The sequence below is a fragment of the Sphingomonas sp. UYP23 genome, assembly GCF_054059235.1.
Genome location: NZ_JBSSBX010000002.1, coordinates 254161 through 275295, shown reverse-complemented (window position 1 = coordinate 275295; position 21135 = coordinate 254161). Strand labels below are relative to the sequence as shown.

19 protein-coding genes and 1 pseudogene are annotated in these 21135 nt (G+C 59.2%); 13 read left to right on the top strand and 7 right to left on the bottom strand.

Going from position 1 to position 21135, the window contains the following annotated elements; all coding sequences use genetic code 11:
• From ACVWYO_RS24275 to ACVWYO_RS24260, 4 genes are all read left to right on the top strand, one after another.
• A partial coding sequence (locus ACVWYO_RS24275) for a PAS domain-containing protein (RefSeq protein ID WP_457355574.1) occupies nucleotides 1-826 on the top strand: 826 nt, incomplete at its 5' end.
• A 72-nt stretch (nucleotides 827-898) separates the two neighbouring features.
• Nucleotides 899-2251, top strand: a complete 1353-nt coding sequence (locus ACVWYO_RS24270; RefSeq protein WP_457348490.1) for an IS1380 family transposase — start codon at nucleotides 899-901, stop codon at nucleotides 2249-2251.
• A gap of 156 nt (nucleotides 2252-2407) precedes the next feature.
• Nucleotides 2408-3232 carry a sensor histidine kinase gene (locus ACVWYO_RS24265; RefSeq protein ID WP_457355599.1) on the top strand — a complete coding sequence of 275 codons (825 nt, stop codon included), beginning with the start codon at nucleotides 2408-2410 and terminating at the stop codon, nucleotides 3230-3232.
• Nucleotides 3229-3876 (top strand): response regulator, encoded by a 648-nt coding sequence (locus ACVWYO_RS24260; protein ID WP_457355573.1) that lies wholly within the window; start codon nucleotides 3229-3231, stop codon nucleotides 3874-3876. Before ACVWYO_RS24265 ends, ACVWYO_RS24260 begins: the two co-directional genes overlap by 4 nt.
• 364 nt (nucleotides 3877-4240) lie before the next feature.
• Here ACVWYO_RS24260 and ACVWYO_RS24255 read toward each other — a convergent pair whose 3' ends face one another.
• Both ACVWYO_RS24255 and ACVWYO_RS24250 read right to left on the bottom strand, forming a co-directional pair.
• Complete coding sequence (locus ACVWYO_RS24255) at nucleotides 4241-5320, bottom strand: IS630 family transposase (RefSeq protein WP_457354733.1); 1080 nt, start codon at nucleotides 5318-5320, stop codon at nucleotides 4241-4243.
• A gap of 147 nt (nucleotides 5321-5467) precedes the next feature.
• Complete coding sequence (locus tag ACVWYO_RS24250; RefSeq protein ID WP_457355571.1) at nucleotides 5468-6367, bottom strand: LysR family transcriptional regulator; 900 nt, start codon at nucleotides 6365-6367, stop codon at nucleotides 5468-5470.
• Between the two features lie 104 nt (nucleotides 6368-6471).
• Between ACVWYO_RS24250 and ACVWYO_RS24245 the strand changes: the two genes are divergently transcribed.
• Nucleotides 6472-7305 carry an oxidoreductase gene (locus tag ACVWYO_RS24245; protein WP_457355570.1) on the top strand — a complete coding sequence of 278 codons (834 nt, stop codon included), beginning with the start codon at nucleotides 6472-6474 and terminating at the stop codon, nucleotides 7303-7305.
• A 13-nt stretch (nucleotides 7306-7318) separates the two neighbouring features.
• Nucleotides 7319-8062, top strand: a complete 744-nt coding sequence (locus ACVWYO_RS24240) for an SDR family NAD(P)-dependent oxidoreductase (protein WP_457355568.1) — start codon at nucleotides 7319-7321, stop codon at nucleotides 8060-8062.
• Between the two features lie 81 nt (nucleotides 8063-8143).
• On the opposite strand, the gene ACVWYO_RS24235 is transcribed toward ACVWYO_RS24240, so the two are convergent.
• From ACVWYO_RS24235 to ACVWYO_RS24225, 3 genes are all read right to left on the bottom strand, one after another.
• Nucleotides 8144-8296 (bottom strand): helix-turn-helix domain-containing protein, encoded by a 153-nt coding sequence (locus ACVWYO_RS24235; protein WP_457355566.1) that lies wholly within the window; start codon nucleotides 8294-8296, stop codon nucleotides 8144-8146.
• The gene (locus tag ACVWYO_RS24230; RefSeq protein WP_457355564.1) at nucleotides 8286-8375 is read right to left on the bottom strand and encodes a hypothetical protein; all 90 of its coding nucleotides are present in this window, start codon (nucleotides 8373-8375) and stop codon (nucleotides 8286-8288) included. Before ACVWYO_RS24230 ends, ACVWYO_RS24235 begins: the two co-directional genes overlap by 11 nt.
• A 229-nt stretch (nucleotides 8376-8604) precedes the next feature.
• The gene (locus ACVWYO_RS24225; RefSeq protein WP_457355562.1) at nucleotides 8605-8889 is read right to left on the bottom strand and encodes a hypothetical protein; all 285 of its coding nucleotides are present in this window, start codon (nucleotides 8887-8889) and stop codon (nucleotides 8605-8607) included.
• Nucleotides 8890-9225: 336 nt separating this feature from the next.
• Between ACVWYO_RS24225 and ACVWYO_RS24220 the strand changes: the two are divergent.
• From ACVWYO_RS24220 to ACVWYO_RS24200, 5 genes and pseudogenes are all read left to right on the top strand, one after another.
• Nucleotides 9226-10371, top strand: a pseudogene (locus ACVWYO_RS24220) (IS701 family transposase); the annotation flags it as partial.
• Between the two features lie 174 nt (nucleotides 10372-10545).
• A complete protein-coding gene (locus ACVWYO_RS24215) occupies nucleotides 10546-12828 on the top strand; it encodes a TonB-dependent receptor (RefSeq protein ID WP_457355560.1) in 2283 nt (760 codons plus the stop codon).
• Nucleotides 12829-12854: 26 nt separating this feature from the next.
• The gene (locus tag ACVWYO_RS24210) at nucleotides 12855-13802 is read left to right on the top strand and encodes a 3-hydroxyacyl-CoA dehydrogenase NAD-binding domain-containing protein (RefSeq protein ID WP_457355597.1); all 948 of its coding nucleotides are present in this window, start codon (nucleotides 12855-12857) and stop codon (nucleotides 13800-13802) included.
• Between the two features lie 70 nt (nucleotides 13803-13872).
• On the top strand, nucleotides 13873-14580 hold the full coding sequence (locus ACVWYO_RS24205; protein ID WP_457355558.1) for a CoA transferase subunit A: 708 nt from the start codon (nucleotides 13873-13875) through the stop codon (nucleotides 14578-14580).
• Nucleotides 14580-15215, top strand: coding sequence for a CoA transferase subunit B (locus tag ACVWYO_RS24200; protein WP_457355556.1), 636 nt, complete (start codon nucleotides 14580-14582; stop codon nucleotides 15213-15215). Before ACVWYO_RS24205 ends, ACVWYO_RS24200 begins: the two co-directional genes overlap by 1 nt.
• 139 nt (nucleotides 15216-15354) lie before the next feature.
• Here the strand turns inward: ACVWYO_RS24200 and ACVWYO_RS24195 are convergent, their stop codons facing one another.
• Together ACVWYO_RS24195 and ACVWYO_RS24190 are read right to left on the bottom strand one after the other, a co-directional pair.
• The gene (locus ACVWYO_RS24195; RefSeq protein ID WP_457355554.1) at nucleotides 15355-16650 is read right to left on the bottom strand and encodes a serine hydrolase domain-containing protein; all 1296 of its coding nucleotides are present in this window, start codon (nucleotides 16648-16650) and stop codon (nucleotides 15355-15357) included.
• A gap of 62 nt (nucleotides 16651-16712) precedes the next feature.
• Entirely contained in the window at nucleotides 16713-17444 is a 732-nt protein-coding gene (locus tag ACVWYO_RS24190; RefSeq protein WP_457355552.1) for a TetR/AcrR family transcriptional regulator, read from the bottom strand.
• Between the two features lie 321 nt (nucleotides 17445-17765).
• Here ACVWYO_RS24190 and ACVWYO_RS24185 point away from each other — a divergent pair, with 321 nt between their 5' ends.
• Nucleotides 17766-19160 (top strand): GntP family permease, encoded by a 1395-nt coding sequence (locus tag ACVWYO_RS24185; protein ID WP_457355550.1) that lies wholly within the window; start codon nucleotides 17766-17768, stop codon nucleotides 19158-19160.
• Between the two features lie 342 nt (nucleotides 19161-19502).
• A complete protein-coding gene (locus ACVWYO_RS24180; RefSeq protein ID WP_457355548.1) occupies nucleotides 19503-20960 on the top strand; it encodes a tannase/feruloyl esterase family alpha/beta hydrolase in 1458 nt (485 codons plus the stop codon).
• Nucleotides 20961-21135 lie beyond the last annotated feature (175 nt).

The following is a 21135-nucleotide window of genomic DNA, read 5'->3' as shown; positions in this document are numbered from 1 at the left end:
CGCCTCCCTTTTAAACGGACGCGAAGCCTCTGCGGTGCTTGAACTCCAGCGCCGGGACGGTGGCGGGCCGCTCTGGGTTCAATGGCTCTCTCGGCCAACGCCGGGCGGTACATCAATGCGAACCATGCTTCTCGACGTCACAGATCGTGTCGTAACCGAACAGGCCAAAGCGGCACTGGAGTTCTCGCTGGAGTCCGGACAGGTCGGCGACTGGGATCTCGATCTGCTCGCCGACACGTCGCGCCGGTCGCTGCGCCATGATCAATGCTTTGGCTATGATGATCCGATCCCCGAAAAGGCTTGGGGCAAGGCGCAATTCCTTCAGCACGTTCATCCTCAGGACCGCCCAGCCGTCGAAATGGGAATGACGCAGGCCGTCGCTGATGAATCCGACTGGCATAGTGAGTTCCGGGTGATCTGGCCGAACGAAAGCGTGCATTGGCTCATCGCGCGAGGCAGGATGTACCGCGATGCCGGCGATGATGCCCGCATGCTCGGCATTGTGATGGACGTCACCGATCGCCGGCGCACCGAGGAAGCACTCCGCGCAACCAAGGCAGCGCTCGATTTCGCGCTGCAATCGACCGAGGTCGGTGACTGGGATCTCGATCTGGAGCTGAATCGCTCGCGTCGGTCACTCCGCCACGACCAGTGCTTTGGTTATACCGAGGCTGTCGATGACGCCACTTGGGGGATCGACGCGTTCATCCGGCATATCCACCCAGATGATCGACATCGCGTCGAAACGAGCATGGGCGAAGCGATCGCCGCACTAACCCGGATTATTCATCGGGAGCCCAAATCGGTGGTGGCGATCGTGGTCTAAGTCTCTGGTTTGGAGTAGAGAAAGGGTGCTTACGCCATCCCTCTGCTCCAGACAGAAAGTGCCACGACCGCCATGGCTGACGATAGCGGGTTCTCCTTTACCTTCCCAGCCATTCGTGGTCGAAAAATCACCGCCGCGTTCGACGGCGGTCGGCTGACGTCGGACGGCGGCGTGCTACTGCTCGCACAGGCCGAGCGGCGGTTGGGGATCGCGGATCGGCTCGCCGCCTGCATCGCTGATCCGCGCGATCAGGGTCGGGTGATCCACCGGGTCGCCGACATCTTGCGCGCCCGCATGCTGGCGATCTCGTGTGGGTATGAAGACGCCGACGATCTCGACACCCTGCGGCATGATCCAGGGTTCAAGCTGGCGCTCGGCAAACTGCCGGGTGATCCGTTCGGGCTGGCCAGCCAGCCGACGATGAGCCGGTGGGAGAACGCGCCGACTACGCGCGAGTTGATCCGTCTGACCGGCACGCTGGTCGACCTCTATTGCGCGAGCTACCCCGTGCCGCCTGCGGCGGTGACGCTCGACATCGACGATACCGTCGACGTCGTACACGGCGCGCAGCAGCTCTCCTTCTGGAACGGGCACTACGGCGAGCGTTGCTTCCTGCCGATCCATGTCTACGACACCGCTACCGGGCGGCCGGTTGCGATGCTGCTGCGCACCGGCAAAACGCCGTCGGGCAAGGAAGTCGCCGGCCATGTTCGCCGGCTCGTGCGACGTATCCGTCGCCACTGGCCCGATACCCGGATCACGCTGCGCGGCGATGGTCATTACGGTCGGCCAGAGCCGATGGCCTGGTGCGAGGCGAACGGCATCGACTACATCTTCGGGCTGCCCGGCAACCGCACGCTCCACGCCGATCCCGTCATCGTCCGGGAAGGCGATGCCTGCGCGACCGACCGGGCATTGCAGGGACTGGTCGAACTACGGCGTTACGCAGAGACGCGCTACGCTGCGAAAACCTGGGGGAATACCGAACGTCGCGTCGTTGCTCGCATCGAGGCGAGCAGCCTCGGCCTCGACATCCGCCTCGTTGTCACCTCGCTTGCCGAGGGCAGCGCTGAACGGATCTATGACACGCTCTACTGCGCTCGCGGCCAGGCGGAAAACCTGATCAAGCTGCATAAAACGCAGCTGAAGAGCGACCGAACCTCCTGCTGCTCGGCCAACGCCAATCAGATGCGGCTCATCCTTCACACCGCCGCCTACTGGCTGATGTGGGCCGTGCGGCACGCTATGCCCGCAACCGCCACGCTCCGCACCGCCGAGTTCGCGACCATCCGCCTGCGGCTGCTCAAGGTCGCCGCGCGCGTCGTCGAAACCGCCAGCCGCATCCGCATCGCCTTCGCCAGCGCATACCCCGATGCCGCACTGTTCCGATCCATCGCGCTCAATCTGCGCACCGCGGGCCCATGATCGATGCGGCAGTGGCCGCCTAACGAACCCCGCCCATCAACTCCGCCCCAACCTGTGAAACCGCGATGAGACAGGCGCTTCGGACCCATGCGCCCTGCCTGCGGCTATACGACGCCTGCGCTAACCCATCGGCTGAGAAACGCTGCCGGTGAATAGATCAGGCTAAGCGATTGGGGCGCGGAGTTTCGGATCATCTGGCCTGACGGCAGCCTTCATTGGCTGGCAGCGCGCGGGAGCATCTATTCCACGGTTGCCGGCCGGGCGACCCGCATGCTCGGCATCGTCATGGACATTACCGAACGCAAGGATGCCGAAGAGGCGACGCGCTTGTCGGCGCAGACGCGAGAGGCGGCGGTTATCGCCGAGCGCAACCGCCTCGCTCGCGAGATCCACGACACTCTAGCGCAGGGCTTTACCGGCGTGATCGTGCAATTGCAGGCGGCAGATGATGCCCGCAAGCATGGCCTGACTGCCGAAGCCGATGCCCATCTCGTCCGCGCTGCAGATAGCGCGCGTTACGGCTTGCAGGAGGCGCGCCGATCGGTTCGGGCCTTGCGCCCGCAAGCACTCGACGGAACCGACCTGCGTTCGGCCCTCGCCGGGCTGTTCGAGACGATGACCACCGGGACAGGCGTTCGGGCCGAGCTGATCGTATCAGGGGCGGCCGAGCATTTGCCTGCCGCTTGGGAAGACAATCTCCTGCGCGTCGTGCAAGAGGCGCTGACCAATGTTCTACGCCACGCGCAGGCGACTTCGTTCGAGGCGCACATCAGCTTTTGCAAAGAAGGTCTCGATTTGCAGTTGAACGACAATGGCTGCGGTTTCGACACGCGGACGCGAAACGACGGCTTTGGTCTGCTCGGCATGACCGAGCGCGTGGAGGCCATGGGTGGTCGCCTGACCCTGCGCAGCACCGTTGGACAGGGCACCACGCTTCGCATCAAGTTGCTGCCAATCGGCGAGACGGATCTCCCGCGATGACGGATCGAGTCAACGCAAAAGAGCAAGACTGTATCCGGGTGCTCATTGCCGATGACCATGTCACCGTTCGTGAAGGTTTGTCGGCAATGATCGACCGCCAAGGAGACATGACGATCGTCGGTCAGGCGACCAACGGCGAAGAGGTCGTCACCCTGTGGCGCGAAGTCGATGCGGATGTGATCCTTCTCGACTTGCGGATGCCGCAACTCGACGGCGTTGAAGCGATCGATCAGATCCGGCGAGAAGATGCGTCGGCACGCATTATCATCCTGACAACGTTCGATACCGATGTAGACGTCACACGTGCGGTAAAAGCAGGCGCCAGAGGATATCTCCTCAAGGACGCTCCATTGGAAGATCTGCTGGCCAGCATCCGCAAAGTACATGCGGGCGAGACCAGTATTCCTCCCGCATTGGTCGCCAAGCTCGCCCAGAACCTCAGCGGGGAAGCGCTCACGCAGCGCGAACGGGAAGTCCTTTCCCTTCTCGCTCGCGGTGATCGGAATAAAGCGATAGGCGAAGTACTGAACATCAGCGAAGCGACCGTAAAATCTCATCTGAGCAGCATGTTTACGAAGCTTGATGTGATCAGCCGAATGGAAGCTGTCAGCGTCGGGCGCCGACGCGGTCTTATCCAAGAATAAAGGAATTCCGCAGATTATTGAACTGGCAACCGCAAGACATCCAAGCAGGTCACTCGCCGCGCAGAATGTCGAGAGGTGGGACTTTGCTGCCATTCCCGATGGTGAGGGCGAAAGACAGCTTTCGACAAGAGCAGTCCATCCGCTGATCGCCGGTACGGTGGCCGCGACTCAGCAGGGCTAGCCGATTGCTGACCGTCGGGTTTCGGGCCAGCCTGGGTAGGGAGAGACCCCTTTACCGGTGTCAAAACCGTTCGAGACTGTTGAAAAAGTCGGCGTGCCGAAACCGTAGGAAACATTCGTACCCACACCGCTCGATCGACGAAATATCGATTCAACCAGCGATCAGGGTTGATTCTTAAGCTCCCTAGTGGTCCGAATCTAACACTTGGTGCCCGCGTCTGACGGCGGCGATGATTTTATCGGGGTCGGCGGTCCAGACGAAGGGCTTTGAGCTTTCGTTGTGCTCGACCAGGAAGCGGTTGATGGCGGCCTGAAGGTCGACGAGCGAATGAAACACGCCGCGTTTGAGTCGACGGTTGGTCAGCCTGGCGAAGAAGCCCTCGACGGCATTGAGCCAGGAACAGGACGTAGGCGTAAAGTGGAAGGTGAAGCGCGGGTGGCGGTCGAGCCACTCGCGAACCTTGGGGTGCTTGTGAGCGGCGTAATTGTCGAGGATCACATGGATCGCCTTGCCGGCGGGCACGCGCGCTTCGATCAGATTGAGAAAGCGGATGAATTCCTGGTGGCGGTGCCGTTGCATGTTGCGGCCGATCACGGTCCCGTCGAGGATGTTGAGCGCGGCAAAGAGCGTAGTGGTGCCGTTGCGCTTGTAATCATGGGTCATGGTGCCGGCCCGCCCCTTTTTCAGCGGCAGGCCGGGCTGGGATCGGTCGAGGGCCTGGATCTGGCTCTTCTCGTCGAACGACAGGACGATCGCGTGGGCGGGCGGCGCGACATAAAGGCCCACGACATCGCGAAGCTTGTCGATAAACTCGGGATCATTGGACAGCTTGAACTGCCGAACGCGGTGAGGCTGGAGGCCGTGGGCGCGCCAGATCCGGTGAACCGAACTGGCGCTGATGTCGGCTTCGCGGGCCATCAGCGAGGCTGTCCAATGGGTCGTCTCACCCGGCGGCGCCTCATGCGTCCGGCTCGCTACCCATGCGACAACCTCCGCGGTTAGGGGAGGGATGCGCGACGGACGGGTCTTGTCGCGCAGCAGCCCCTCCACCCCTTCCTGCATGAACCGCTCCTGCCAGCGCCACACGCATGTCTTCGATGTGGCCGTCCGCCGCATGATCTCGCTGGTGCCGATCCCCTCGGCGCTCAAAAGCACGATCTTGGCGCGCCAGACGTGCTTTTGGGGCGCGTTACGATCCTTGCAGATCCGCTCGAGACGCTCTCGGTCCGCCGACGCAAGGTCGATGATTATACCACTTCGCATCCCCGATGACTCGCACGGCAAAACGGCGACGGGAATCCCTAATCGGACTCAACTGTCAGGCGATAACCACTAGCTGCGCAACGAAATTGCGAGCCCTTACTTTTTCAACAGTCTCGCTCGGTTCTGACACCGGCGGGCAACCTTCGTTTAATTCACAGTTTCCCGAATGGTGTTGATGAAGGCGCGAAGCGCGGGAGCCATTTGCCTCTGTTGCGGGTAGCAGAGAAAGAAACCGGGGAACGGTGCCGACCAGCGTTCCAACAGAGGCACGAGCCTACCGGTATCAACCAGCGGCGCGACCGCCTGCTCGACAGCGAATGCTATACCAGCACCGTCCAATGCGGCGCGAACGCATGTGGCGCGATCGGTCGCGATGAGCGGCCCGGTGACCGCGACCTCGAACCAGCGCCCTTCCTCGCAGAACTCCCATCGGTAAGGAGCGGCGTGACCCGGCCAGCGCCAGCACAGGCAATCATGGACGAGCAGGTCCGCTGGCGTGTCCGGCATCCCACGGCGTGCCAGATAGTCGGGAGAGGCCACCGCCATCTGTCGCAGCTCCCCGCCGAGCCGCACCGCCACCAGGTCGCGTTCGATCACTTCTCCGACCCGGATAGCCGCGTCGAAACCGCTTGCGACCATATCGACCACGGCGTCGTCGATCGTGAGATCGAGGATGATGCCAGGATGCTCGCGTTGGAATCGCGCCAGCAGCGGGTGGATAAACAGTTCGGCAGCGATGCGGAAAGCATGGACGCGAACCCTGCCGGTAGGCTGTTCCCCGGCGCTTCGCGCCCGATCCAACGCAACACCGATTTCGCCGAACGCCGGGCCGACCCCGGCGAGCAGCGCCGCGCCCGCGTCGGTCAGCGATACGCTCCGGGTAGTCCGATTGAGCAGGCGCGCACCCGTTCGCTCTTCCAGCCCCCGGATTGCCTGACTTAGCGCCGACGACGAGACGCCGAGCGTTTTGGCCGCGCGGCTGAAGCTCAGTGCATCGGCGACGACGACGAAAGCACGAAGGCTGGCGAGATCGGAAACGGAAACCACATTCCCATCCTGCATTGATTAGCCCGGCTTACAAGCCCGCGAAGGAGAGAGCCGATTATCCTTGGCTGGCTCACTACCCATATCGGACGCCAAGGAGAAGGCTCATGAAGACATGGTTCATCACCGGAGTATCGCGAGGACTAGGCAAGGCGCTTGCGGAAGCAGCCCTCGCACGCGGCGATACCGTGCTCGGCACCGTTCGCGAAGGCACGCCTGCCCTTGCTACAGACGGCGGGACGTTTCACGTCATCCCACTTGAGATCACCGACGCCGTAGCCGTGAAGGCCGCGATCGACGAAGCCTTTGCCAAGCACGGCCCTATCGACGTGCTGGTCACCAATGCGGGCTACGGCTTGCTTGGAGCGATCGAGGACGCGACGGAGAATGACACCGCACACCTGTTTGACGTGAACGTGTTCGGGCCGCTCCGGCTGATTCAGGCGGCGTTGCCGCACCTTCGGGCGCAGGCATCCGGGCATATCATCAATATCACTTCGATTGCGGGGCGCGCGCCGATTGCGTCGTCCGGCGTCTATGCCGCCGCCAAATCGGCAATGGAGGGCCTGTCGCAGAGCCTGGCGCAGGAGGTCGCGCCATTCGGGATCAAGGTGACGGCCGTCGCGCCCGGCGGATTCCGCACTGACTTTCTGTCCGATCATTCGATCCGGCGCAGCAGCGGGGATTCGTCCGACGCCTACGCCGAAACGGTAGGCGCGGCGCTTGCGCACTTAGGCGAGATCGCGGGCCATCAGATCGGCGACCCCGCCCGCGGTGCCGCTGCGATCATCGCAGCTGTCGATGCGGACCAACCACCGCTTCACCTTTTGCTTGGGTCGGATGCACTTCGCCGCACCCGTGAGAAGCTGACGACCGTCGCGCGCGAGATAGACGATTGGGAAGCAGTCACGCTCGGCACCGACTTTCCCGACCGAGCCTAACATGGAAACGAACATGCCTGTTTCGTGGAGTCTGGCGGGAAAGGTCGCCATCGTGACCGGAGCCGCGCGCGGCATCGGGCACGCGACCGCCCTCCTGCTTGCCGAGCGCGGCGCGATCATCGTTGCGACCGATTTAAGCGAAGCCGTCCACGAACTTGCTGGCGACCGCATCGCGACGCTGACCGGCGACGTATCGGTCGAGGATACGGCCAAGCGCACGGTAGCGTTGGCAGTTGAGCGGTTCGGCGGTCTCGACATTCTCGTCAACAATGCGGGCCGCACGCTCAACAAGGCGCTGCTCGACACCAGCGTCGACGACTGGAACGCGATCATGGCGGTGAACGCGCGCGGCGACTTTCTCCACGCACGCGAGGCGGTTCGGGCGATGATGGTCCGCGGTGGCGGGGCGATCGTCAACGTCGCGTCGGTCGTGGCGACGATCGCGATGAAGGAGATGACGGCCTACGCCTCATCCAAGGGTGCCATCGCACAGCTCACCAAGGTGATCGCAGTTGAGCACGGACGAGACAATATTCGCGCCAATGCTGTTGGAGTGGGCGTGGTCGAAACGGATATTCTCGAAGGTATCGTTGATGACAGCCGCGCGACGCTGGCGAGCTACGGAGATGCCCACCCGATCGGTCGTGTCGCGCAGCCTCGTGAAATTGCGGAGGTGATCGCGTTTCTTGCCGCGCCTGCGTCGAGCTTCATCACCGGCACCCTTGTTATGGCCGATGGGGGCTACACCGCCTTGTAGTCATCAGGTCAGAGCAGCCGTAAAGCGTGGCTGCGTTGGTGTCACAACCGGTCGGTTTTGACACGTGCTTTTCAACGGAAATCAGGCTTTGGCGTCCGTAGCAGCAGCACGTTCGTTCGCCGGAAATTGCCGGTAGAAGGTCGAGAGGCCGACACCCAGCAGCTTCGCCACCCGTGTTGGCTTGTCGCCCGCGGCGAGCAGTTTGCGTGCCGTGTCGATCTTGTCAGGCGTCATTGCGAGCCTGCGTGCCACCCTTCGCGCGTGCTGCCGCCAGCCCAGCGATCGTCCGCTCCTTCACTAATTCACGTTCCATTTCCGCAACCGAGGCGAGGATATGAACAGCAGACGCCCCGAGGCGGTGGACGTGTCGAACCCATCCGTTAGCGAGCGGAAGTCGATCTTGCGCGCTGACAGGTCTGTAAACGCGCACGGTATGTGGCGGAGATTTGATCACACTATCTGTCGTCCGGAGCGGCGACGCCGTTTTTACGAACGGATCACGAAATGGGAAAAGTCCTTAGCTCGGCTTTGTACGTTTTGCGTCAGGTCCAAGTCCAGAAGATGCTGTTGTTTGCGATGTGGTCGAGGGCTTGATCGAGGGGCAAGACGCATCCGCCCATGTCGTCGATATCTTCCCATCTCCGACGATGTGACCAGTAGCCGAGGCTGACTTCGCCACTCGTGCCGGCGGGCTTGAGACGAGCGATCGGCGCCTCGGTCTCGAGCAGGTAGAGGTGGTAGGCACCTTTGTCCTCGTACCAGCCCACACCGCCGCCATTGGCTGCGTCGAACGCTTCGATCCGCAGTGCGATTTCGTCGTCTTTCATCACGTAACCTTGGCGGCCTTCGGGTCAGAGCGTATCCGATTCAGCTCGCCGCATGGCAACAGCGATGGCGTTGCAACCAGCGTCAGTCGGGATTCGAAGCATGGGATGCTGGATCCTGACAAGGCCATTATTGGCGACCCCGTTCCCCTGATACTGCGCCATTGGTTGCAGACTTGGCGCCCCTGCTTCACGGCTCCCAGCTGGGAGCATGTGCTCGTTCTGGTGATGGGTGCCGTGCTGGCAACGGGCAAGCGGACCGTTATTTCCTGCCTGCGCGTGACTGGCCGGGCTGGGGCCTCCAACTTTGCAAGCTATCATTAGGTCCTCAACCTCTCCCGCTGGAGCTCGCGTGCGGTTGCCAGACAACTGCTGGGCATTGTGGTCGATCGCCTTGTGCCGGACGGCCCTGTGGTCATCGGCATGGACGACACTATTGAGCGCCGATGGGGACGCCGCATCAGCGCACGCGGAATATATCGGGACCCGGTACGCTCCAGCCATGGCCATTTCGTCAAAGCCAGCGGACTGCGCTGGCTGAGCTTCATGGTGCTCACTCCGGTGTCATGGACCAGCCTGATCAAGGCGTTGCCGGTCCTGACGCTGCTCGCGCCTTCTGAGCGATCGAACCGAGGGCGCGGCTGTCGTCACAAATTGCTGACGGACTGGGCGCGGCAAGGCGCACTGCAGCTGTCTCGTTGGCTGCCAGGTCGTCAGATCATCTTCATCGGCGACAGCAGCTTCGCCGTCCATGAACTGGCCCACGCCATTGTACGACGGGCAACACTCATCAGCCGCCTGAGGCTGGACGCGAACCTGTTCGCATCGCCCCCGGAAAGAACCGCCTCTTCGCTCGGGCGGCCGGCGCAAAAAGGCGCGCCACTGCCGAAGCTCAAGACCCTGCTGTCCAACCGGGCGACACGTTGGACAAGGGTCCTCGTCTCCGCCTGGTATGGCCATGTCGGCGGCATGGCGCTCGAGATCACATCCGGAATCGCCTTGTGGTACAGGCCGGGCACCCCGGTGTTGCCGGTCCGGTGGGTGCTGGTTCGCGACCCCGAAGCGAAGCGCGATCCGCAAGCCTTCTTCAGTACCGACATCGCCATCGAGCCCGCCGACATCATCGCCCTGTACGTCCGTCGATGGCAGATCGAGGTCACGTTCGCGGAAACGCGCGCGCATCTGGGCGTCGAGACCCAGCGCCAATGGACCGACAAGGCTATCGCTCGAACCACGCCGGCACTTCTTGGATTCTATAGCCTCATATCGCTGTGGGCTTGTGATCTTCTCACCAGCACGAGCGCGCCTTACGCCGCCGCGTGGTATCGAAAAAGCAGCCTCACATTCAGCGACGCCCTTGGTGCTGTCCGGCTTCAGCTCTGGGTCGGCGACATTAATTCGCATTCCCCGCCGCACCGAGAACCACAGATAATCCCCCCGTCGCGCCTCGTCCGCATGGCAAACGCACTATGCTTCGCCACCTAATCGTACAAAGCCGAGCTTAGAAGCGGATCGTCCCGGCCCTTGGACGAATTGATCTATTGACATGCAACGACGATCAGAACATTTAATTCGGCATACGCCGGATTATCTGATTCGTCAGAGCTATCAGGATCAATAATCGAGCACCGGAATGGTGCCGTTGGGGAGAGGATTACCATGCGTTTTCTGAGCAAGTACGTGCTGCTGAGCGGCTGTAGCCTTCTTTTCTGCGCCCACTCGGCTTCAGCTCAAACGTCGCCGTCAGCTCCGCAACAGAGCCCGAGCGAAGCGACGAGCCCGCAACAGGACGCCACGAGCGTTCCGGTAGCGAGCAGCCAAACCGCTGCGCCGGAAACAGGCGTGGGAGACATCGTGGTCACGGCGACCCGGCGCGCCCAATCAATTCAAAAAGTACCGCAACAGGTGACCGCACTGACCGGCAAAGATTTGGGTCAGATCAATGCCCACACGCTCGGCGACTTTGCCGGGTTCGTGCCGGGACTTTCTACGGTTTCCAGCGGCCCGACAAGCCTCATCGCTATCCGGGGCGTCACTACCGGCTCTCAACTTAGCAGCACGGTGGGGTTGTACGTCGACGAAGTTCCTATCGGCGCTAGCACGCCGTTTGGGCTCGGCGGGTTCAGTTTCAACACCAACGTGTTCGATCTCGACCGCGTTGAGGTACTGAACGGGCCTCAGGGTACGCTTTTCGGGGCCAACTCGCTCGGCGGCACCTTGCGATACATCACTGCCGCTCCCGACCTCAGCGGGTTTCACGCAGCGGGTGAAACCGAGCTATCGACGACTGATCACGGCGGAACAAACTACGGCTTTCGTGCCATGATCAATGCACCGCTCGCGAGCTGGGCGGCGTTCCGCCTGACTGGCCTGGAGGAATATACCTCTGGCTATGTCGACGACCCAAGCCATAATCGCAGTAATCAGGGATGGTTTCGAACGCACAGCTTGCGCGGATCGTTGCTTCTTAAGCCGACCAATAACCTAGACATCCGGCTTGAGGGCTTTTGGCAGCGTGTTCCCAGCCAAGGCACCGCGAGCGCTTTTCTCGATCCCGTTTCTGGCAAGCCGCTTCAGGGTAAGTACGACCAGTCTTATCCGCTCGCTCAGCCGGCCGTGAGTTCGCTCGCGCTGGGTTCTGCGGTGGTCGACCTTCAACTCTCGTTCGCCAAACTGTCTTCGATAACTTCATATCAGTCGATCTACGGTCGGAGCGACACGGATCAGAGCCTCGTTTACCAAGCTGTCCTAGCTAAATTCGGCGGCGGGGCAGATCCTTGGGATCTTTACGTCAAAAGCCGAACGAACAAGTTCAATCAGGAAGTACGGCTCGCCTCCAACAGCGGCGGATTCTTTGACTATATTGCAGGAGTCTACTTCGATTCCGAACAGACGCACGAAGTGGTAAACTTGTACGACCGCAAGAACGCAAGTGGCCTATTTTTTGGAATACCCCCGTTCCTTGACACACTGCCGAGCACGTACAAAGAGATCGCCGGCTATGCCAACGGAACGTTTAACTTTACGTCACGTCTCAGCTTAGGCCTGGGCATCCGTTACAGCCATCAGCATCAAACCTATTTCCAGACGATTTCCGGGTTGCTCGCAACCGGCAACGCGATCCCTTCGACGTCCCCGGTTGCGATCACGAACCAGAGCGTCACCACATACTCGATCAATCCGCGTTTCCAAGTTACGCCAGACGTATTGCTGTACGCACGTGCGGCTAGCGGCTTTCGTCCAGGCGGTCCGAATTTCCAGTTGAGTCCTGGCCTTGGCAACACCAGCTTCAATCCGGACAAGCTCTGGAACTATGAAGTCGGTGTGAAAACGACGTTCCTGGACCGGAAGGCGACCCTTAATTTTGACGTGTTCGATATTGAGTGGTCCTCGATCCAGCTCACCGTCAACGTTGGCGGGGTAAATCAGCTCGTAAATGGCGGGGACGCGCGCGTTCGGGGCGCGGAAGGGGCGTTTAGCTTCAGGCCGGTGCCCGCTTTGACCTTGGGCGGGTCCGCGACTTACACCGACGCCAAATTGACAACCGCCGCCCCGGCACTTGGCATTACATCGGGCGGCGCGCGTCTGCCGTTTTCCGCTAAGTTCAGTGGGGCCTTGACTGCCTCCTATCGAGCCGATTTGAGTAACGGCTATTCCGCCGTACTTACTGCCACAAACCGATATCAGGGTGAGCGGTTTGCGGGCTTCGGCACAGCTCAGAGCAAAAATTTCGATTTGCCACGATACGATATCGTCGATCTTAATCTGGCACTCCTTACGCCACACAACATCGAGCTGGATCTCTATGCGCGCAACCTGAACAATTCGTATGGCCGTGTCGGTGCATACACTGTGCCCTTGCTCTACAACCCGGCGTCGCCGGTTCCTGTCCTTCTCGTACAACCCCGCACGATCGGTATCGTCGCTAAGTTCAGATATTGATCCCGCAAGATTTGGTCGAGGCCGCAGTGTACCCTGTTGACGGAAGTTGGCCCGTGGACACGTCGACTGTTCGCGATTTAGAAAAACGGAGTAGTGTGGTGCGTGCAGCGGTCTTAGGATGCGGCGTTATAGGGTCGAGCTGGATAGAAGCTTTCTTGGCCGGCGGGTTGGAGGTAAGTGTTTGGGATCCATCTCCAAGTGCGCTTTCAGCCGCCCTCAAGCGGCATGGGGACTCGATCGTTGTCGCCCCAACGCCGGAGGCTGCCGTATCGGGTGCCGGCTTTGTCCAGGAGAACGGTCCTGAGGACGTAGCAGCGAAACAAAAGCTTTTTGATCAGATCAGTGAAGCTGTCGGCCCGCACACCGTAGTTGCCTCTTCGACATCGACCCTTCAACCCTCAGCCCTTCAAGCAAATCTGACATTCGCCGATCGTCTGCTGATCGGCCATCCGTTCAATCCGCCCCACATCGTACCTCTTGTCGAGGTTGTCGCAGGATCGCTCACAGCCGAATGGGCGGTCGACGCGGCAATGGAATTCTATCTCAGTCTCGGCAAGCGTCCGATCCGTCTCCATCGCGAACGGCCAGGACACCTTGCCAACAGGCTGCAAGCAGCCTTGTGGCGTGAGGCCGTCGATGCGGTGGCGAGCGGCCAAGCCACAGTCGAAGACGTTGACGCCGCAGTCACCTTGGCGCTCGGCCCGCGCTGGGCGCTACTAGGGCCATTTGCCACCTTCAACCTGGGAGGTGGAGCCGGCGGGTTAGCCCATTTTCTAGAACATCTCGGTGCACCCTTCGAGGCGCTTTGGGATGACGCCCAACGTCCCGTGGTAACGGAAGAACTCAAGCGCTCGATGATCGCAGCCGTGCGCGACGGCTCCAATGGTCGGACACCAGAAGCTTTGGCAGCGGATCGCGACACCCGACTTAAGGCCATTCTGGCGATATCCGCTCGTCAATCGAGCACCACGTAGGTCGGACCGAATTTTCGCAATTCGAGATCAGGCCTCTCAGACCAGTATTTAGCCAACGGGGCGGATTATAATGAACAAGGTTTACCCAGATGCCGCCTCGGCTTTAAACGGTGTTCTCCGAGAGGGGATGACGATTTGCGCAGGCGGTTTCGGGCTTTGCGGCATTCCTGAACGATTGATCGATGCGATCCAGGCGGCAGGCACGCGCGACCTCACTATCGCCAGCAACAACGCGGGGATCGACAATGAGGGGCTCGGCAAGCTTCTCCGCAGCCATCAGGTAAAGAAGATGATCTCCAGCTATGTCGGGGAGAACAAGGAGTTCGAGCGGCAATATCTGTCAGGCGAGCTGGAGGTGGAGTTCTGCCCACAGGGGACGCTAGCCGAACGCTGCCGGGCAGGCGGGGCGGGAATACCCGGCTTTTACACCAAGACTGGTGTCGGCACCCAGGTTGCCGAGGGCAAGGAGCTAAAGGAGTTCGATGGCGAGGAGTATATCCTCGAACGGGGCATCCGCGCCGACTTGGCTATCATCAAAGGCTGGAAAGCCGACGAAAGCGGCAATCTCATCTTCCGCAAAACCGCACGGAACTTCAACCAGCCAATGGCGACCGCCGGCCGCGTGTGCGTCGCCGAGGTCGAGGAGATCGTTCCAGTAGGCTCGCTGGATCCCGACATGATCCATTTGCCGGGCATATACATCAATCGCCTAATTCTGGGTGCGCCTTACGACAAGAAGATCGAGTTCCGCACGGTGCGTGAAAGGGAGGTAGCCTGATGGCGTGGGACCGCAACCAGATGGCCGCGCGGGCAGCGCAGGAGCTTCGTGACGGCTATTACGTCAATCTGGGGATCGGCATTCCGACCCTGGTCGCCAACAACATCCCGGTGGGCATGACGGTTACGCTCCAGTCCGAAAACGGCATGCTCGGGATCGGCCCATTCCCTTATGCCGGTGAGGAGGATCCGGACCTGATCAACGCCGGAAAGCAGACGATCAGCGAGCTTCCGCAAAGCGCCTATTTCGGCAGCGACCAAAGCTTTGCGATGATCCGTGGCGGCCATATCGACCTGACGGTGTTAGGCGCAATGGAGGTCAGCGAGGGCGGCGACATCGCCAACTGGATGATCCCCGGCAAAATGATAAAGGGGATGGGCGGCGCAATGGACCTCGTTGCGGGGGTCAAGCAAATCATCGTGGTGATGGATCACAATGCCAAGGACGGCACCCCCAAGTTCATCCCGTCCTGCACACTGCCGCTGACCGGAAAAAACGTCGTTGACATGATCGTCACCGATCTGGCCGTGTTCCGACGGCCCAACCACCAATCTCCATTCCAGTTGCTCGAACTCGCGCCGGGCGTCACCACCGAACATATTGTGGCTAAGACAACTGCGCATTTCTGGGCATAATGCGGATACCCGAATCGGATTAAAGCGTATTCGTAACGATGTTTTAAGGCAGCACTGCAGAACACGCGCGAAGGTCGGCAAGTATTTAACACACTGGACCTGAGCGCGTATTTTGGAAAAGCGTTACTTTTCAATTTTATTACTTACTAATAGCGCTATATACTAAGTTACGTGCTTTGATTCTGTAACCATCTCGGGCCTCGGGAGCTGCAATCATCGCGACAACAACCATCTTCTTTTTGGGATCGATCCAAAAATACGTACCACTGATACCTGCCCAATGGTAATCGCCGATAGTGCCCGGTGCCTTGTTGCCTTTGTCACTAACGCGAACAGCGAACCCGTAACCAAAACCTTGCCCATTGGCCGGAGACGGCTCCAATATTCCTAGGTCGAGCGGACTGTAAGTGATATTGACCGGAAGTTCATTGCGCGTCATTTTCATGATCGTTTGGGGCGAGAGTATCTTGACGCCGTTGTATTCGCCGCCATTCAATAACATCTGCGCAAACTTCAGATAATCGGCAGCAGTACTTATGAGACCACCGCCGCCTGAAAACCATCGCGGCACTCCAGCGGGGTAGGATACGGGCATGCTAAGGGGTACGGCCACACGTTCAGCATCCGGAACGCCAAAGCTCGTATCTTTCATACCCAATGGGCCGGTGATTTCCTTCTGAACGAAATCAGCCAGCGACTGCTTCGATACGATTTCGATAACCCGGCCTAGCACATCTGTCGCCATACTGTATTCGAACACCTCGCCTGGCTGATAAGCCAAGGGCAACGCAGCCAGTTTGGTCATGAGTTCGGCGTTGGTTTGTCCGAAGTCTGCAAGATTAGCGTGCATATACGCCTGCTGCACCAGTGACGATCCGAATGGTCCGTATGTGAACCCAGCCGTATGACGAAATAAGTCGCGGACAGTGGCCGGGTGGTCAGCCGGGTCAAGCGCTAGGCTCAACTTGCTGTGGGAATCCGTTATTTCACGGCCCACCCGAAGGTTTGCGAATTCCGGGATGTACTTGCTTACGGGATCATCAAGTTGCAGCTTGCAACGCTCGACAAGAATCATCGCGGCTACGCTTGTGATGGGCTTTGTCATAGAGGCGAGGTAGAATCGGGTGTCGGCCGCCATCCGCTTTTTGGCGGAGGCGTTCCGGTAGCCAGCGGTCATCGAATAGACGAGCTTGTTATCCCGCGCGATCATGACCACGGCACCGGGAATCTCGTGGGACATTACGCCTGCCTCGTAAGCTTGACCGATCGCAGCCAATGCCTCGGGCTTAAAGCCCAGCCGCTCAGCGTCCTTGCTCACAAAGGTTTTTGCTTCATCGGTTTGTTGCGCAGTTGCAGGGATGGCACCTAGCGCCACGGTGATTGCCGTGATGAAGAGACGTCCTGCTCCATAACGGTTGCTCCCATCCTCTTTCATACAAACCGCCTGCTTTCTTATTTATTCGGCTGTGGCTGAATATCCAATGCCCTTGGGTGCTGTCAAGCCGCCTGTCGAGCACCGTCAGCCGTTGATCCCAGCATCGCCAACACGCCCCCGGCGCAATACCGAACCAAACGATGCCGCACGGCATCCAGATCGCGAGCATGGCATAACCCATCGGAAAGACGATCCACGCGCTCCGTTTCCGACAATGCGAGCATCATGGAGCCGGCAAGGAAATTATAGGCCCAGAATATCTCTGTGGCTTCGCATTCAGGAAGAATGGTTTTCAGCACGTCGATCAGGTCATGGACGACGGGGTCGAAAAAGCGGTGGATGGTTTCACCGCCCCACGGAGTGTTGTCGATCTGCGCGACGAGCGTGAAATAGGACTTCCAACCGATATCGGCCGACTGTGACAAATCGATCATCGGATTAATGAAGGCCGCGATCGCCCCTTCCACGGTCATTTTGCCCGAAGAGTTGACATAAGCTTGTAGGGAACTTCGCCTCACTTCATTCAATGTTCCTGCACGACGTGCAAAGACGGCATCGAACAACTCTCTTTTGCTGCCGAAATGGTAGTAGATCAGCGCATCGTCCGCTCCTGCCGCCGCTGCCACCTGTCGCGTAGTGACACCGTAAAAACCGCGTTCAGCGAACAGTGTTTCTGCGGCTCTAAGAAGATCATCCGATGCGTTCCCCACTTGCACGCTCTTGCGCGGTCGGCCTCGGGGACGCTTGGATTGATTCTCGTCGAGAGACGACGCCGGTTTGAAATTATCTGCCATGGACTTCATTAATGGTCCACTAGCGGAACCGTCCAACAGGAAATTCAGCACATTCGGAAAAAATGTTTCGGTTGACCCCCGGCTACCCTTCATGAAATACGGCATACGCCGAATAACGGCGGGAAGAGGATCTTGAAACCCTGCGCATCGTCTGCGCTTGGAGGCTTTTGCCTTAGGTGGTTCGAGCCCCTTCTACCTGTCTGATGCGGGTGGTGAGGGCCTGAAATGAGAACGATCGAACTCAGCCAGATCGCATCACCGATGCACACGGCTCGAGTCGCCGATGTTTCGGCGGGGTAGGTTGTCGACTGGGGGTAAGCCGTGTTAAATGTAATCATTGCGCTGGGCGCGCTGATATTCCTTATTACCGCAGCTTACCGTGGCTATAGCGTCATTCTGTTCGCTCCCATCGCAGCGATCTTGGCTTTACTGCTGACCGACGCATCAGCGGTTCCCCCTGCCTTTTCCGGTTTATTCATGGAAAAGATGGCCGATTTTCTAAAGTTGTACTTTCCTGTTTTTCTGCTGGGCGCACTTTTTGGAAAAGTGATCGAGGCTTCGGGATTTTCATCGGCTCTAGTTGCCTCGGTGATGCGGGTGATGGGGCCGAAGCGAGCTATGCCTGCCATCGTCCTGGTCTGTGCATTGTTGACCTACGGCGGCGTATCTCTGTTCGTGGTCGTTTTCGCGGCTTACCCGTTCGCGGCGGAGATGTTCCGTCGCGCTGACATCCCCAAGCGGCTAATCCCTGGTACGATCGCGCTCGGCGCATTTACGTTTACGATGGACAGCCTGCCGGGCACCCCACAAATTCAAAATATAATTCCAACCACGTTTTTCGGGACGACTACGTGGGCAGCGCCCGTTTTGGGGCTGATAGGTGGCACGTTCATTCTGATAACCGGACTGGCGTATTTAGAATGGGCACGTCGCCGTGCAGTAGTCGCAGGAGAAGGATACGGCGAAGGCCATATAAACGAGCCTGCCGCAGTAGCCGCAACGACGTTGGTCCATCCGCTGGTGGCGATCATGCCTCTCCTTGCCGTCGCCATCGTCAACTTTCTGCTGACGCGCGCCATCCCCCTTATCTTTCCGGCCGTCGTTGAAACTAATCTCGCAGGTCTCAAGCAGCCGCTCGTTACCAAGCTCAGCGCAGTGACAGCGGTTTGGGCAGTCGAGGGTGCACTAATCGTTGGCATTCTGGTCGCCGTGGCACTGGCGTTCGCCAAGATCGCGCCCGCTTTTACAAATCAGTCGAAAGCCGCCGTGTCAGGCGCATTGCTGGCGTCGCTGAATACCGCTTCCGAATATGGCTTTGGCGCGGTGATCGCCGCGTTGCCCGGCTTTGCAATTATCCGAACGAGCCTGGAAGCAATTCCGGATCCACTGATAAATGAGGCGATCACGGTCTCAGCACTTGCTGGCGTCACCGGCTCCGCATCTGGAGGACTGAGCATCGCACTAGGCGCGATGTCCGAACGGTTTCTCGCAGCAGCAAATGCGGCCCACATCTCTCCACAAGTCTTACATCGTGTCGCCGCAATGGCGAGCGGCGGGATGGACACCCTGCCGCATAACGGTGCGGTTATTACGTTGTTGGCGGTCACTGGACTGACCCACAAGCAGTCCTATCGCGACATCTTAGCGGTCACGGGCATCAAGACAATCGCGGTCTTTGTAGTCATCGGAGCCTATTATCTTACGGGACTCGTCTAATACCTCAGATTCACATAATTATAAAATGAACGTCAAACCCCTCACCTACGTACCAAGGATTGGCCAATGGTTATTCGCTCACTCCAACTAATGTTCACTGTGCAGAATGGGTTATCCGGCCTTAAAATAATCACCTTAGGGGCTATTTCCTTCTCAGGTATCCTAGCCGGTCAAGCTACGGCTGCACCTTTCGATTGTAAGGAACTGCTTGGGATGAAAGTACCAGCGAACGTGATAGGGCTCCGAACTCGAGGAGGGATAGTAACGAGAATAACCAACGTTGCCGCGGGGGGAAAAGGATCCAAGTCGTTTGGACCATATTGTAAGCTAGAAGCCGATATCTTGCCGATAGATCAGAAAGCGCCTTCCATTAAAATGGAACTGGACCTGCCCGCGGCTTGGAACGGCAAGGCTATGATGTTTGGTGGTGGGGGCTTTGACGGTACGATCCCTGACACTACGGCAGACGTGCCAGCGGGAACCCTAGACAAACCAACTCCGCTTGGTCGTGGTTACGCTATGTTCGCAAGTGACTCAGGGCATCAACTTAGTAGCAATCCGGACGAGCCCGGAGCATTCGCCCTGAATGACGAGGCACGGCGCAACTTCTCGTTCGAGGCGCTCAAAAAGGTACATGACGCAGCGTTATTTTATATAAAGGCACGCTATGCCCGTAAGCCTGACAAGGCATATATGGCGGGGGGGTCGTCGGGTGGCCGCGAGGCCCTGGCTTTCGCGCAGCGATGGCCTACCGATTTCGATGGTCTGATCGTGTATTACCCTGCCAGCGCAGCGGCGAGCCTCGATCTGGCGTTCGGCCGCATAACGCGCGCGCTTGCAGCCCCAAACGGCTATCTTACGCCAACCAAGCGCCAAGCGCTATTCAAAGCCGCCCTGGAAACCTGCGACAGGCTTGACGGTGTTGAGGACGGTGTGATCAGCAACCAGCGTGCCTGTAACGCGCAGTTCGATCCCGGCGTCGCACTGGTGGGACACAAGCCTCTGCGGTGTCCGGGAGGAGCAGACACTGGAGAGGATTGTCTTTCGGATCCGCAAATCGCGTCCATGCGCGTTATCAATTCGGCGATCTCATTCCCCCACCGCATCGCCGGTACTGAAAGCGGTTATCCGGGTTTCAATGCTTGGGGAGCCGATTTCGGGAATTCAGGCGCGGGGCTTGAGCATTTGGTTACTTTCCTGGGCCTCGGAACGAAAGCGCCTGTCGCTCCGATCGGGACGCCGACGTTCGCAGGTGGCGGCGTGCCCTACTCAGCCGGTTTTTGGGATCAATGGGTAAAATACTTTGTGACGCGCGATTCCAAGTTCGACTCGCTGTCCTTTGATCCATCGAATCCAGGCATTTACGGTCGTCGCGTTGCCATACTGAAGAAAGAACAGGATCTGACCGCTACCGATCTATCGGTTTTTCAGAAACACGGCGGAAAGATTCTGATCGTTCACGGAACAGCCGATCAGCTGGTCAGCCCGCGCGCAACTGAAAGCTATGTTGACGGGGTCCGTAAAAAGATGGGAGACGAACGTACGCGCAGTTTCCTACGCTACTACGAAGTTCCGGGGTATGCGCACGTTGTTAGTACGGTCTTTAATGCAAGTTGGGATTCACTTACCGCGCTGGAAAAATGGGTAGAGATCGGTCAACCACCCTTGAACCCGGTGGCGGCTGATATTTCAGGTGTTCCTGGGCGTACTCGTCCTCTCTGTGAGTATCCGACTTGGCCGCGCTATGCAGGAAAAGGGGATGTTAATTCGGCAGCTTGCTTCACGTGTTCGACCCATTGATGGCGTTGTTCCTATTAGGTGGGGCCACGTCGCCCCACCGAACTACTGATATGATCCCCTTCAAGGGCGGGCAGACAAAAGCCCCACATCACCGATAAAGCTCTCCAGCGATTTGCGAATGCGGCTGTACGGCTTCGGGATATCTATCCGTCAGCCAGCCGGCACTACAAGCTGC